The 14,855-nt window shown below is 35.2% G+C and carries 11 protein-coding genes and 1 rRNA gene; 11 read left to right on the top strand and 1 reads right to left on the bottom strand.

Annotated elements, in window-relative coordinates; translation table 11 throughout:
* Positions 1-7: 7 nt before the first annotated feature.
* The 11 genes from CLV73_RS00060 to CLV73_RS00010 all read left to right on the top strand — a co-directional run bounded on the left by CLV73_RS00060 (position 8) and on the right by CLV73_RS00010 (position 14,607).
* Positions 8-580 carry a hypothetical protein gene (locus CLV73_RS00060; RefSeq protein WP_100374870.1) on the top strand — a complete coding sequence of 191 codons (573 nt, stop codon included), beginning with the start codon at positions 8-10 and terminating at the stop codon, positions 578-580.
* Position 581: 1 nt separating this feature from the next.
* Positions 582-989: a tRNA (adenosine(37)-N6)-threonylcarbamoyltransferase complex ATPase subunit type 1 TsaE gene (tsaE, locus tag CLV73_RS00055; RefSeq protein ID WP_100374869.1), complete on the top strand. Its 408-nt coding sequence runs from the start codon at positions 582-584 to the stop codon at positions 987-989.
* Between the two features lie 64 nt (positions 990-1,053).
* Positions 1,054-2,247, top strand: coding sequence for an alanine dehydrogenase (locus CLV73_RS00050; protein WP_100374868.1), 1,194 nt, complete (start codon positions 1,054-1,056; stop codon positions 2,245-2,247).
* Positions 2,248-2,327: 80 nt separating this feature from the next.
* Entirely contained in the window at positions 2,328-2,699 is a 372-nt protein-coding gene (locus tag CLV73_RS00045; protein ID WP_100374867.1) for a hypothetical protein, read from the top strand.
* 205 nt (positions 2,700-2,904) lie between these two features.
* Positions 2,905-3,675, top strand: coding sequence for a histidine kinase (locus CLV73_RS00040; protein ID WP_100374866.1), 771 nt, complete (start codon positions 2,905-2,907; stop codon positions 3,673-3,675).
* Positions 3,653-4,363 carry a LytR/AlgR family response regulator transcription factor gene (locus tag CLV73_RS00035; protein WP_100374865.1) on the top strand — a complete coding sequence of 237 codons (711 nt, stop codon included), beginning with the start codon at positions 3,653-3,655 and terminating at the stop codon, positions 4,361-4,363. Before CLV73_RS00040 ends, CLV73_RS00035 begins: the two co-directional genes overlap by 23 nt.
* A 109-nt stretch (positions 4,364-4,472) precedes the next feature.
* On the top strand, positions 4,473-4,862 hold the full coding sequence (locus tag CLV73_RS00030; RefSeq protein WP_100374864.1) for a hypothetical protein: 390 nt from the start codon (positions 4,473-4,475) through the stop codon (positions 4,860-4,862).
* Positions 4,863-4,966: 104 nt separating this feature from the next.
* On the top strand, positions 4,967-7,243 hold the full coding sequence (locus CLV73_RS00025; protein WP_100376929.1) for a cation:proton antiporter domain-containing protein: 2,277 nt from the start codon (positions 4,967-4,969) through the stop codon (positions 7,241-7,243).
* A gap of 321 nt (positions 7,244-7,564) precedes the next feature.
* The gene (locus tag CLV73_RS00020; RefSeq protein ID WP_100374863.1) at positions 7,565-10,705 is read left to right on the top strand and encodes a SusC/RagA family TonB-linked outer membrane protein; all 3,141 of its coding nucleotides are present in this window, start codon (positions 7,565-7,567) and stop codon (positions 10,703-10,705) included.
* Positions 10,706-10,723: 18 nt separating this feature from the next.
* Positions 10,724-12,199, top strand: coding sequence for a SusD/RagB family nutrient-binding outer membrane lipoprotein (locus tag CLV73_RS00015; RefSeq protein ID WP_100374862.1), 1,476 nt, complete (start codon positions 10,724-10,726; stop codon positions 12,197-12,199).
* Between the two features lie 68 nt (positions 12,200-12,267).
* Positions 12,268-14,607 carry a phosphocholine-specific phospholipase C gene (locus CLV73_RS00010; protein ID WP_100374861.1) on the top strand — a complete coding sequence of 780 codons (2,340 nt, stop codon included), beginning with the start codon at positions 12,268-12,270 and terminating at the stop codon, positions 14,605-14,607.
* A gap of 158 nt (positions 14,608-14,765) precedes the next feature.
* Here CLV73_RS00010 and rrf read toward each other — a convergent pair.
* Positions 14,766-14,855 (bottom strand): 5S ribosomal RNA (gene rrf, locus CLV73_RS00005); the annotation flags it as partial.

Genomic DNA, 14,855 nt, shown 5'->3' with positions numbered 1-14,855 from the left:
CTTTAAATTGGCAGAAAACAACTACAAAACCTTTAACATTTATAAACCATCAACTGGTTTTGTATGGACACGCGCAAGAATATGTTATCTTCTAATCGTTTTTCCATTACTACTTATAGGTTTTGTTCTGTATGTTTTAAAAATTCCTGATCAGGAAATTCCAAAATGGTTTTCATGGATCATCACTCCTCCCTTATGTATTGGTATTATTGGCGGTTTCATTAATGTATTTTTCCCTGAAGAATTAAAAGGTAAAATAGAAGGCAAGCTTATTTTCGAAAATGAAAAAATAACGATTGATAACGAGATTTTTTTTATCAAGGAATTAAAACATCTTGAAATTGTACAAAATAACCATGAAGGTAGATATATTTATAGAAATGGCTTTATCGGAATGTTTTCGCAGGGCTGTAATAATATTCTAAAGATTCGGGATTTAAATAATCAAGAAAGAAAATGTTTTTTCCAGATAAGACAGCCTAGGGAACTTTTACAGATATCAAATCAGTTAAATCATTACATAGACAACTATGGCTTGCTTTCAAAAGAGGCAAGAAATCATATATTAAATTATAATTGAAATGGAATTTACAATCAATACAATAGAAGACTGGCAAAAAATAGTAGACACCATTATTCCTCAGTTACAGCATAATATTTTCCTTTTAAAAGGAAATTTGGGTGCCGGAAAAACCACTTTTACGCAATTTTTACTTAAGAATCTGGGAAGTACTGATGAAGTAAATTCTCCAACCTACTCTATTGTGAATGAATACAATACTCCAAAAGGAAAAGTATATCATTTTGATCTGTATCGTTTAAAAAACATAGAAGAAGTTTACGATATCGGGATTGAAGAATATCTCGATAATGCTTTTCTGTGTATTATAGAGTGGCCGGAAGTGTATGAAGATGAGCTTTATGGACTTAAATACCACGAAATGAGTATTGTAAATACCGGTGAAAACAGAGAAATTTCATTCGATTAAATATTATGTATCTTTGCTTATTGAATTCAATTGACAAATAATTATCTGTAAGATATAATTTAAGATGAGTACTACAAATATTTTCACCCCTTTTACTGAGGAGGAACTGATCCCCAAAGCGGAAAAGCTTGAGGTGATTAAAAAAGGTAAACAGTTCAGTATTGGAGTTCCAAAAGAAACCTGCCTTAATGAAAGGAGGACCTGCATTACACCAGATGCTGTGCAGGTTTTGGTAGAACACGGTCATGAAATTATTATAGAATCCGGAGCCGGACAAGGTTCGTTTTTTACAGATTTACAATATGCTGAATCGGGGGCCAGAATTACAAACGATCCGAAAGAAGCATTCGGGCAGGATTTAATTTTAAAAGTTAACCCGCCTACAGAAGACGAAATTGAATTTATGAGACCGAATACCTATTTGGTTTCTGCACTTCAAATTAATCTGAGAGATAAAGATTATTTCCTAAAACTGGCAGAGAAAAAAGTAAATGCCATCGCTTTCGAATTCATTGTTGATGAATATAAGCAGCTATCTTTGGTACGATTAGTTGGAGAAATTGCAGGTACGGTTTCCATCCTGTATGCTTCTGAACTTTTAGCTTTATCAAACGGTTTAATGTTGGGAGGTATTACAGGAGTAAGACCTGCCGAAGTAGTGATTTTAGGAGCAGGAATTGTAGGAGAATTTGCTACAAAAGCAGCCATCGGTTTAGGAGCAAGTGTAAGGGTTTTTGACAACTCACTTTCCAAACTAAGAAGACTCCATACCATTGTAGACAGCAGGGTTCCCACTTCCATTATCGATCCTAAAGAGCTCCGTAAAGCATTAAGACGTGCCGATGTAGTTATAGGAGCACTTCCAAGATTAAATATGACTCCAATCGTAACGGAAGATATGGTGATGAAAATGAAAAAAGGAAGTGTCATCATTGATATCACGATTGATAACGGAAAAGTGATCGAAACTTCTGAACTTACTACTATGGAAGATCCTTATGTCATTAAACATGGCGTTATCCATTGCGGACTTCCGAATCTTACCTCAAGAATGCCAAGAACAACAACAAAAGCAATCTCTAATTTCTTTCTATCCTATATCTTAAATTACGACGAAGAAGGCGGTTTCGAAAACATGCTGGTTCGCAAAAATGAAATGAAGCAAAGTCTTTATATGTACAAAGGAAGACATACGAAAAAAATCATCTGCGACCGTTTCGGACTTACTTATCATGACATCAATCTTTTAATTTTCTAATGAAATCGCCAAGGTTAGGAAACAAAATCTTCAAACATTTGACGCGATTCCATACGGCCTTTAAAAAGTAACAACTACGTATGAAAAAACTTAAATTCTACTTAATAGGTCTCATTCCGGGACTTGCCATTGTATTTTTTGTCTTAAATAAAAAAGGAGCAAGCTGCAGCGGTTACCTTCCCAACAGTCGTGTAATTGCCGAAACCTTATCCAAAGATTTCAAGTATTCCGAAAATTTTAAAGCAGAAATGAATACACTAAAAATCAATGAAAAATTCTTAAAAGACAGCATTATTACTCTTGGAAAAGTAGATTTTGACAGAAGTCATGCCCAAAAAGAGCCTTGCCCGGATTATGTTTTGGTGTATCCCGAGAAAAATCCCACTTATGAAATCACTTATGAAAAATGTGAGGAAAGTGTGACACTGAATTCTTTGAAGAAATTAAAATAAGTAACAATTATTTTAACAATAAGAATTTTAAAAGCATTCAAAAGAGTTTTACTTTAATCAAATAACAGCAATAATCTTATAAAATATCTCTGATATTGATTTAATTAACCTTAATAACTTAATGTTCTTAATGGTAAAACTAGGCTCATTATTGAGATGCTTCGACTCCGCTCAGCATGACATTGTTAAATTAATAGAATAAACTATGGAAGGCAACTACTACATGATTCATGATTATCTGATCTTCATCGGAGTATTTGCTATTTTCTTTTTTGTCACGGTAAGTATTTATTTGTTCAGCCAGAATCAAAAATTTAAAATCCGGAATGCAAAACTTTCGGAAGCTAACAAAATCATTGAGCAACGACTGAATGAGGTACAGCTGGAACATATCGGAACAAAATTAAATCCGCATCTTTTTAAAAACATTTTAAACTCTGTTCAGTCTCATGCTTATCAGACATATATGTCACTGGACAAGCTTGCCAACGTTCTGGATTATATTTTATATGAAAGCAACAGTAAATTTGTAAGCCCAAAAGATGAACTGAACTTTGCTTTAAGTCTCATTGAGATCAATAAAATCAAAATAAATCCTCTTTTTGATTTCAGAATCAAATCTAAAATCAATAAGTCTGATGAGATTTATGAAGAGAAAGTTTTTGCGCCACTTCTTTCGGTTGATCTGATTGAAAATGCTTTTAAGCATACTGATTTTCTTGCCCAGGATTCATTTATTTCCATTCAGATGGAGCTTGAAGATCGTATTTTCACCATGAGAGTAAGCAATAAGGCTTCTTTAAAAAATGTGCTGGAAAAAGAAAAAAGCGGCTTTGGAAGCCAGTCTTTGGATCAGCGATTAAAAATGATCTACAATAACCATTATTCCCTTCAAAAACATTCAAAAAACGGTATCTTCACGGCAGAATTAAAAATTAATCTGGGAGAATTCTATGATAAAATGCGTTATTCTTGATGATGAATTACTGGCAATCAGCTATTTAAAACTTCTATGCGAGCAAATTGATAACGTAGAAGTTGTAAAAGCATTTAATGATCCCAAAGTATTTTTAAACGAAATTAATGAACTGGATTGCAACATCTGTATTTTAGATATCGAAATGCCGGGAATGACTGGCTTACAGGTCGCTGAATTAATTCCGGACTCAAAGAAAATCATTTTTACAACCGCTTACAAAGAATACGCAGCAGAAGCATTTGATCTGAATGTTGTTGATTATGTAAGAAAACCTATCAAAAAGGAACGCCTGATACAGGCATTTGAAAAAGCAGCTGAATTACTGCAGAATTCCCAAAAGAAAAGCCTAATCGAGTGGAATACCAACATTGGTAAAACCATTATTTTTACGGAGCAGATTGCTTATATAAAAACCTCCGAGATCGATAGCCGTGACAAAGATATCATCCTGCATGACGGCACAACGATTGTTTTAAAAAATCTGAATTTTAAAAATCTTCTCGAAATGCTGCCTTCAAAAGATTTTGCCCAAGTCAATAAAAAAGAAATTATTGCCCTGTCTTCCATTAAAGCTTTTTCTACCAACGAAATCATCACAACCATCACAACAGAAGGAGAAACCTTCCTGAAATTGCAAATTGGAGAAACCTATAAAAATTCATTAATGGAAATGTTTGGTAAGTAGATTTTCCAGACATTTTTACTTTTATTACAGAATTTGTTCGTTTTATTACATCCTGTATTTTAAATTGTTTTACCCGTGTACTTTTGCATCCGGTTAAATGATTTTATACATGAAAAAATTTCTCTATACTGGTGGAATGCTTATCTCCAGTCTTTGTTTTTCACAGGGAGCAGATTCCAAGATCAAAGCCTCATTTTTTGACGGAATCGCTGTTGCAGGGTATGTCGATCACGGAGCTTTCATCAATTTTACCGGACCGAACATCAGTTTTAAGAATAAAGATTTAAAACTAATATTGGGAATGCTTCCTTCTCTTAGAATTAAAGAAGACAAATCTTCAGGAACAAGAAACAGTGCCATTACACCGAATCTGGGAGCAGGTTTAACAATTGTTTTTAAAAAATGGGCAGTACAGTTTCCCGTTTACTACAATTCCAAAACATTAATTCAAAATGGTGCCTGGAAAGCAGGAATAGGACTTGGCTATGCTTTCAGGTAGATTTTCATTACATTATTTGTGACATTGATTACATTTTAGAAATAAAAACAATTATCATAATTATATTCTTATCAACTTTGCATAAAATATCTGGAATCATGAATTTGGGAAAATACAAAAACATTATTTTCTATATCACTACCATCGCAGTTTTCTCTTGCCTGATGTACTTTTTTATTGTGGAAGGGCAGACTTTGGAAGTCAAAGAAAATATTGTTGCAAAAACCAGCAGCGGATCTACCTGGGATAATTTTTTAGAATCTTTTAAAACTAACCTTCACCATCCATTAGCTCTACTGTTGGCACAAATTGTCACCATCATATTGGTAGCAAGACTTTTCGGATGGATCTGCATGAAAATAAAACAGCCTTCTGTAATTGGAGAAATGATTGCAGGTATTGTTTTAGGACCCTCGCTTTTGGGAATGTACTTTCCTGAATTTTCAGCATTTCTTTTTCCAAAAGAATCTTTAGGTAATCTACAGTTTTTGAGCCAGATAGGATTAATTCTGTTTATGTACATCGTCGGAATGGAACTGGATCTGAGTGTTTTAAGAAAGAAAGCTCATGATGCCGTTGTAATCAGCCATGCGAGTATTATCATTCCTTTCGCTTTAGGAATCGGGCTTTCATATTATATCTATCAGGAATTTGCTCCACAGGGAATTCAGTTTACATCTTTTGCTTTATTCATTGCTATTGCAATGAGTATAACGGCATTTCCTGTTTTAGCAAGAATTGTTCAGGAAAGAAACCTTCAAAAAACAAAGCTGGGAACCGTCGTGATTACATGTGCAGCAGCAGACGATATTACAGCATGGTGTATTTTGGCAGCCGTAATTGCTATTGTAAAAGCAGGATCTTTTACCAGTTCTATTTATGTTATCTTAATGGCAATCGGGTATGTTTTCTTAATGATTAAAATTGTAAGACCATTCCTGAAAAGGATTGGTGATCTCCAAGCCGGAAAAAATACCATCAATAAACCAATGGTTGCTATTTTCTTTTTAACGCTGATTCTTTCAGCATATGCAACTGAAGTTATTGGTATTCACGCATTATTCGGAGCATTTATGGCAGGTGCAATTATGCCTGAAAATACTAAATTCCGTACCATGTTTATTGATAAAGTAGAAGATGTTGCCTTGGTACTTCTACTTCCATTATTTTTTGTGTTTACCGGACTCCGTACCCAAATAGGGCTTTTAAATGATAGTCATTTATGGATGACAGCCGGGTTTATAATTCTTACCGCAGTAATCGGGAAATTTGCGGGAAGTGCATTGACCGCCAAATTTTTGGGAATTAACTGGAAAGAAAGTCTGACTATAGGGGCTTTAATGAATACCAGAGGATTAATGGAGCTCATTGTATTAAATATAGGATACGATTTAGGGGTATTAAGCCCTGAAATCTTTGCAATGATGGTTATTATGGCTTTATTTACAACCTTTATGACAGGTCCCGCATTGGATTTCATTAATTTTATTTTTAAATCTAAAAAATCTGAACACGAAGAAAATTCGGACCATAATGATGCACAATATAGAGTTCTTCTTTCTTTTGATAATCCGGAATCAGGCAGTACCTTATTAAAACTTGCTCATGATTTTACCAGCAAAATGAACGGAAACAAGAGCATTACTGCAATGAACATCGCTCCCGTTGAAGAAATGCATGCTTATGATATTAATGAATACGAGAATGAACAGTTTAAAAACGTGATCGACACCTCTCATGATTTAAAATTAAAAGTTACTACTCTTTTCAAAGCCTCTACTGACATTGAAAATGATTTAACCAGTATTTCCAATAAAGGAAACTATGATCTCCTTCTCATCATGCTGGGTAAATCCATGTATGAGGGAAGCTTATTGGGGAGATTGTTAGGTTTTACCACAAAAATTATAAATCCTGAAAAACTTCTCAATACTGTAAAGGGTAAAGGAAACATTTTCAACAACTCTCCTTTTGACGATTTCACGTTGCAAATTCTGGATAAAACCAATATTCCTGTAGGAATTTTAGTTGAAAAAGATTTCAAATCAGCTGATAAAGTTTTTGTTCCGATCTTTAATTTAAGTGACTTTTATCTGCTTGAATATGCAAAAAGACTGATTAATAACAACAATTCTCAAATTATTATTTTAGATGTTGCAGGACAAATAAGGAATAATATTGAGGTAAAAGAAATTATAAGAAGTATCGAACAAGTTGCACCCAATCACATCACCCTATATAACGAGAAGAAAATCGAGAAAGAATTTTTAAATTCTCAGGATCTCATGTTGATCAGCAGTAAAAGCTGGAAAAATCTGATTGATACCAAAAGTTTATGGCTTTCTGATATTCCTTCTACGTTGATTATTTCTAATCCCTAATACACATTATTTTATACACAATAAAGACTGCTTTTTTAGGCAGTCTTTTTATTTTTATATGAGTTAACAACCGTTTTTAGTAGTCCATCTAAAAACAGATAAAATATCCAATTAAAAAAAATCTTTACATCAGTCTCAATTCCCTGCTGTAAAGCCTTTCTTATAATAATATAAAAAAGTAAAATTTTCCAAAACAAGCCGTATTTTTTGCTTTATCATTGTATTAATTTTTCCTCTGTTTAAGGCCGAAATCATATTTTTATTTTAATACAGCCTTAAAATCATTGTAACAATGCTCCGCTAAATTTGGCATCAAAAAAAATGAAAAAAACATTAGCTACTTTCGCTATTTTTTTACTCCCTCTCTATCTTACTGCCCAAGAAATTACCATTTCCGGAAATGTAAAATCCGAAAACGGCTCTGGTGTTTCAGGCGCAAGTATTACCGATAAAAATACAGGAAAAACAGCCATCACTGATGCAAACGGAAATTTTACCATTTCAGCAAATCCAAAAGATATTTTAGAGTTTTATGCTCCCGACTTTTCAACCTATACCATTGAAGTTTCCAACAGAAAAAACTATTCGGTAGTTTTAAAAAAGGTCTCCGAAAAACAAATTGAAGGGGTTGTGATCACCGCTTTAGGAATTGCCAAAAAGAAAGAAAAAATAGGATATTCTACTCAGGAAGTAGGAACCAAACAGTTTGAGACCATTACCACACCAAGTATTGGTAATCTATTTTCCGGACAGGTTGCCGGATTAAACGTTTCCAACCCTACAGGAATGCAGCAGGCTCCGGAATTTACGTTAAGAGGAAATTCAAATCTGGTTTTTGTTATTGACGGAGTCATTGTTGAGAAAGAAGTTTTTCAGAATTTAGATCCGAATAATATTGATAATATCAACGTACTGAAAGGAGCGACCGCTTCCGCTCTTTACGGGTCCAGAGGGAGATACGGTGCACTTTTAATTACCACAAAAAGTGCCAAAAAGAAAGGCTTTACCGTAGAATTCTCTCAAAATACAATGATTACCGCAGGATTTACCAACCTTCCGAAAACACAAACGGAATACGGAAACGGTTCGCACGGAAAATATGAATTCTGGGACGGAGCTGACGGTGGTGTAAATGACGGAGATATGATTTGGGGGCCTAAATTTGTTCCTGGAACCAAGATTGCCCAGTGGAACAGCCCCATCAGAGACAAGCAGACCGGAGAAATTATTCCCTGGTACGGAACCGTTGCAGGAAGTCAGTACAACGACAAATCGAGATATGAAAGAGTTCCTATCGACTGGAAATATCATGATAATTTAAAAACATTCATGAAACCGGCTGTAATTAACAACAACAATTTCTCGATAAGCTATAAAAACAATAAAGATATCTACCGGCTTTCCGGAAATTTCATGAATTATGATGACCGTATTCCGGGAGCATACCTTCAACGCTATGGTGTCAATTTTTCATCAGAAAACCATATCAGCGACAAATTGATTTTTGATACGAAGTTTAATTTCAACCAAACTTTCACACCCAATATTCCTAACTATGATTATAACCCAAGTGGTCACATGTATACCATCTTAATCTGGATGGGAGGCGATGTAGATGGCAGAGATTTGAAAAATCATTTATGGGTTCCGGGACAGGAAGGGAAAACACAAGCCAACTGGAATTACGCCTGGTATAACAATCCATGGTTCGGTGCTGAATATTATAAAAATAAAAACAGAACCGACATCATCAATGCTCAGGCGGGATTGGAATACAAAGCCACTCCGGATTTTTCGGTAAAAGGTAAGATTTCAATGGTTGAAAATCATAACAAGCAGGAAATCCAAAGCCCTTATTCCTATTTTAACTACAGTGCTCCGAGAAGCGGCGGTTATATTTTGAACGATACCAAAACATGGAATCTCAACTCGGATGTTTTAGCAACTTATAAAAAGAAAATTTCTGATAATTTTGATTTCACCATCAATGCGGGAGGCTCAACATTTTACTATAAAAATGATATTGATAATGCTTCCACAGACGGTTTAAAAGTTCCGGAAGTGTATTCACTGGACAATTCAATCGGTTCCGTAAAATATTACGATTACCTGAAAGAAAAACTGATCTACAGTGTCTATTCAACCATAGACGTTGGATTATACAATGCTTTCTTTATCAACGTTTCAGGGCGTAACGACTGGTCTTCAACATTACCCAAAGCCAACAGATCGTACTTCTACCCTTCTGCTTCACTAAGTGCCGTGATTTCTAATCTGGTGAACATGCCTAAAGCAGTCAGCCTGTTAAAATTATCAGCTTCTTGGGCAAAAGTCGCTTATGACTTCCAGCCTTATTCAATCAGAAATTATTATCTGAATAACAGCGGCATTACCTTCAACGGAAATCCTACCTATTATTATCCGACCGTATTGAACTATGAGAATTCATTAAAACCGGAACAGACAAAATCTTATGAACTTGGACTAAGCGCAGGTTTTTTGAATAACCGCATTACCTTAGATGCCACTTATTTCAGAACGCTGGATTATAATAATATTCTTCAGTTCCCAAGCTCGCCGTCTTCAGGATTCACTTCTCAATATGTAAACGGTAATGAGTATACAACAAAAGGGGTTGAAATTTCATTGGGCATTGTTCCTGTGAAAACAAATAATTTCACCTGGAAGTCTTTGATTAACTGGAGTACTTACGAACAAAAGCTGACTTCCATCTACGGAGATATGCCGAATTATAATAACATCACACTAGGCGAAAGAATGGATAGCTTTTATGATTATACATGGCAGAAATCTCCGGACGGGAAAGTTATCCTTAATCCCAATACCGGAATGCCGACAAGAGCAACAACTCCTACAAATTTAGGGCATTTTAACCCGGACTGGACATTTGGCTTCAACAATACCTTCAAATATAAAAAACTCACCCTAAGTATCGGTATCGACGGAAGCATCGGCGGTGTCATGAGATCTCAGGTCGTTGAAAAAATGTGGTGGGGAGGAAAACATCCGAATTCCACCATGTTCAGAGACTTGGAATATGCAAACCCGGGAACATATTATTTTGTACCGGATGGTGTAAATTATAATCCTGCAACCGGAACATATACGCCACACACAAAAGCAATCAGTTTCCAGGATTGGGCACAGAACTATCCTTATCAGGCAAGAGTTACTGAGGATGAAAGCGGATTATTTGCTAACGTATTCGACAGGACTTTCGTGAAATTGAGATCAGTAATCCTTGAATATGATTTTTCTTCCTTATTGAACCCGAAAGGAATGGTAAAAGGTTTTACAGCTAATATTTCAGGATACAATCTTGCCATGTGGAAAAAATCTAAAAACCTGTACTCGGATCCTGATTACAAAATCAAGTCAGGAAATGACATCCAGGACCCTTCCAGCAGATGGTTCGGAATCGGTTTTAACCTTAAATTTTAACTAAAAACATTCAATCAAATGAAAAATATTATAAAATTATTAAGTGTTGCAGGATTATTGGCTTTGGCTTCCTGTGAGACAAATCTTGATACAATTAATGAAAACCCCAACGATCAGGCAAGTGTAGATCCTAAATTTCTGTTAACCTATGTCTCTCAAAACGCTTTTCAGGTAAATGGCGACAATATGTATGCTTCCAGAATGATGATCGGAACAGACGGAGAAAACGTGTATCAATATATGAAATGGAATGACGCTTCTTTCGATGTATATACAAAAGGGCTTTTGAATACAGGAAAAATGATGCAGGAAGCTGAGAAAATTAACAATAAAAATTATCAGGCGATCGGCAAATTTTACAGAGCTTATTATTTTTTCAATTTAAGTTTAAAATTCGGGAGTATTCCTTACTCAGAAGCTGTAAAAGGTGAATCGGGAATTACCCAACCTAAATATGACAGCCAGGAAGCTGTAATGGCAGGAATCTTATCCGAATTGAAAGAAGCGAATGATTTGATCAATACGAATGATAAAATTGAAGGCGACATTATCTATAAAGGTGACGCTTCAAAATGGAAAAAACTGATCAACTCCTTCCGTCTGAAAATTTTAATTACGCTTTCTAAAAAGCCTACTGTTGGAAATTACAATATTGCAACGGAATTTGCTTCCGTAGCAGGAAACCAGCCATTAATGACTTCTATTGCAGACAACGGAGAACTGAAATTCGCAGACGCTGCTGACAGCAGATATACGATGTTCAATAACAGCGGTTATGGTTCAAGTTTATACATGGCCAATTATTTTATCAATTTGTTTAAAGACAGACAAGACCCTCGTTTATTTACTTTTGCAGCGCAAACCACAGGAGCAAAAGAAGCTGGAAAACCGCTTACGGATTTCACAGCTTACAACGGAGGAAACCCGACTTCACCCTATTCTGACAATGCTGCTTTAATTACTGCAAAAAATATTTCTAAAGTAAACGACCGTTTCTATAAAGATGCTACAAATGAGCCTTCCAGCGTTTTAAGCTATTCCGAATTAGAATTCATTCTGGCGGAAGCTACGGCAAGAGGCTGGATTTCTGGTTCCACGAAAACGCATTATGACAATGCTATTAAGGCAAGCTTTACCTTTTATCAGACCTATGTTAAAAACCCGAATCAGTATTTTGCCGGATTTGATGTGAATCAGTATCTAGCAACACCTTTGGTGATGTATGATAATTCTGCGACCCTGCCTGCTCAGTTGGAAAAAATCATGACCCAAAAGTACATGACGATGTTTCACCAGTCACAATGGACCTCTTATTATGATTATCTGAGAACCGGTTACCCGAATTACCCTTTACAAACGGGAGTTTCAGCACCTTACAGATTCAGATACCCACAGACAGAATACAATTACAATAGTGCAAACCTTAAAGCTGCATTAGCATCCCAATACGGAGGAAATGATAATATCAATTCTAAACCTTGGTGGTTACAGTAAAAACTTACTAACTTTAAAAATCGCAGGAAATTCACTTTCTTGCGGTTTCTTTATTTAATGATTGGAATATGAACAGAAGAACTTTTTTAGAAAAATCTAGTTTACTTTTAGCGGGATTAGGGACATCCACCATGTTGCATCCTTCTATTTTAAAAGCTTTAACCATAGAACCAAATGCCCAGTCTACCTTTTATGATGCAGAACATATCGTAATTCTGATGCAGGAAAACCGCTCGTTTGACCATGCTTTCGGAACTATGAAAGGAGTAAGAGGATTTTTAGATCAGAGAGCTTTCAGGAAACCGGACGGCCATTCCGTATTTTTTCAAAAAAATAATGATGGAAAATATGCTGCCCCTGCCCGTTTGGATCTAAGAAACACAAAATCTACATGGATGAGCTCTCTTCCGCATTCCTGGGACAACCAGCAAAAGGCTTTAAACAATGGAAAATATGATCAATGGCTACAGGCAAAAGCTTCGGGAAATAAAGATTACAAAGAAATTCCGCTTACATTAGGATATTACAATCGTGAAGATTTACCATTTTACTATCAACTGGCAGATGCTTTTACAATTTTCGACCAATATTTTTGTTCATCGTTAACGGGCACGACGCCCAACCGGCTTTTCCATTGGTCGGGAACACTTCGTGAACAGCAAAACGGCAAAGTAAAAGCTAATGTCTACAATGAAAATATAGATTACGATAAAGCAAGACAGGCAAGATGGAAAAGCTTCCCGGAAATACTGGAAGAACAAGATGTTTCCTGGAAAATCTATCAAAATGAAATTAGTCTTCCAAAAGGAATGTCCGGTGAACAAGAAGCTTGGCTAAGCAATTTTACTGATAACCCAATTGAATGGTTTACGAAATTCAATGTGAAATTCTCGGATGGTTATCATAAAAATATCCCAAATATAATCGCTTCCTTAAAAAAAGAAATTGAAAAAAATCCGAAACAGAAAGAAAGATTGGAACAAATAATTACAGAACTTCAAAATGATTGGGAAGAATATAAGCCTGAAAATTTTGCCAAACTTTCTCAAACTGAAAAAAATCTTCATGAAAAAGCATTTACCACCAATTCAAACGACCCCGATTATTGGAATTTGGAAATTGGGCAGGATGAAAATGGTGAAAGATTAGTGATTCCGAAAGGTGATGTTTTATACCAGTTCAGAAAAGACGTTAATGAAAAAAAATTACCGTTAGTATCCTGGCTGATTGCTCCCGAACATTTTTCCGACCACCCTGGTTCACCTTGGTACGGAGCGTGGTATATTTCTGAAGTATTAAATATTTTAACCCAGGATCCTGAAACCTGGAAAAAAACGATTTTCATTATTAATTATGATGAGAACGATGGATATTTCGATCATGTTCTGCCATTTTCACCTCCGATGAATCCCAGTATTGATATGAATGGAAAAGAAGGGGTTGAATACGTAAATAAAAATCAGGAATATATGACCTCTCAAAGGCTGAAAGATCATGAAAAAGTAGAAGGTACAGTCGGGTTGGGATATAGGGTTCCGATGATTATCGCTTCTCCCTGGACAAAAGGCGGTTATGTAAATTCCGAAGTTTCAGATCATACTTCTGTTTTACAGTTTCTGGAAACATTTATTAAGAAAAAATTTAATAAAAATGTTACCGTAGAAAATATTAGCGACTGGAGAAGAGCAATTTGTGGAGATTTGACTTCAGCATTCAACGCAGCCAGTACAAAAATCCCAAAAATGGATTATCTGGATCAAAAAGATTATACTAAAACCATTAATTCTGCTAAAAACAAACCCGTTCCGAATTTAAAATGGTATTCTGAAAACGAATTAAATAATAGTTTGCTAGATATTCAGGAAAGAGGATTAAAGCCATCCAATGCGCTTCCATATAACTATCTTGTCAATTTTCAGGATGGGAAAATAAAAATGGTCAATCTTAATAAAAAAGGAGTCCCTTTGCTCATCTACGACAGGAATCAATTTCAAAGTAAGGATTTCCATTTTTCTTATGCACTATATTCAAAGCAAGAGTTATCACATGCTATCCAGCATGAAAAATATGATTATGAAGTTTTTGGACCTAATGGTTTTTATAGGCATTTTAAAGGAGAGAATAACTCTGAGATAGAGATAATACTCAATAATTCTCTATCTAAAAATGAAGTGGAGCTGGTGTTTAAAAAGAAGAAAAAAGAAAACATTTCTATAATGGTAGAGAATCTCTATGAAAAAACAAAAAAGCAGATTGATTTAAAACATTCTGAAGAGAAAATATTAATTGACGTTAGTAAAATGAAAGGTTGGTATGATCTAAAGATAAATATGAAAAATCAAGATTGGCAATTTTCAGGTAGAATTGAAACAGGAAAAACCTCAGTTTCTGATCCTCATTGGAGCTAATATTTAAATACTATTTGCACATATTTGAAAGCCTTATACTTCTAACTGTATAAGGCTTTTCTATAAATTTTATCACTACTTATTACTTATATGGAAGTAAGGAAAATGTCTAAAAACAAAAAAGTCTCATTCATGTAATTGAATGAGACTTTAAAAAAAACTGGCGGCGACCTACTCTCCCGCTTGTCGCAGTACCATCGGCGCTGGTGGGCTTAACTTCTGTGTTCGGAATGGGAACAGGTGAGCCC

The organism is Chryseobacterium geocarposphaerae (assembly GCF_002797535.1).
GTDB classification, from domain to species: Bacteria; Bacteroidota; Bacteroidia; order Flavobacteriales; family Weeksellaceae; genus Chryseobacterium; species Chryseobacterium geocarposphaerae.
This window is presented reverse-complemented; position numbering and strand designations above follow the sequence as displayed.

What these genes read in the sequence shown, in the direction of transcription:
- CLV73_RS00040 (WP_100374866.1), top strand. Translation starts at nt 2,905, where the DNA reads ATGGAAGGCAACTACTACATGATTCATGATTATCTGATCTTCATCGGA.
- CLV73_RS00010 (WP_100374861.1), top strand. Translation starts at nt 12,268, where the DNA reads ATGAACAGAAGAACTTTTTTAGAAAAATCTAGTTTACTTTTAGCGGGA.
- tsaE (WP_100374869.1), top strand. Translation starts at nt 582, where the DNA reads ATGGAATTTACAATCAATACAATAGAAGACTGGCAAAAAATAGTAGAC.
- CLV73_RS00015 (WP_100374862.1), top strand. Translation starts at nt 10,724, where the DNA reads ATGAAAAATATTATAAAATTATTAAGTGTTGCAGGATTATTGGCTTTG.
- CLV73_RS00030 (WP_100374864.1), top strand. Translation starts at nt 4,473, where the DNA reads ATGAAAAAATTTCTCTATACTGGTGGAATGCTTATCTCCAGTCTTTGT.
- CLV73_RS00050 (WP_100374868.1), top strand. Translation starts at nt 1,054, where the DNA reads ATGAGTACTACAAATATTTTCACCCCTTTTACTGAGGAGGAACTGATC.
- CLV73_RS00020 (WP_100374863.1), top strand. Translation starts at nt 7,565, where the DNA reads ATGAAAAAAACATTAGCTACTTTCGCTATTTTTTTACTCCCTCTCTAT.
- CLV73_RS00045 (WP_100374867.1), top strand. Translation starts at nt 2,328, where the DNA reads ATGAAAAAACTTAAATTCTACTTAATAGGTCTCATTCCGGGACTTGCC.
- CLV73_RS00035 (WP_100374865.1), top strand. Translation starts at nt 3,653, where the DNA reads ATGATAAAATGCGTTATTCTTGATGATGAATTACTGGCAATCAGCTAT.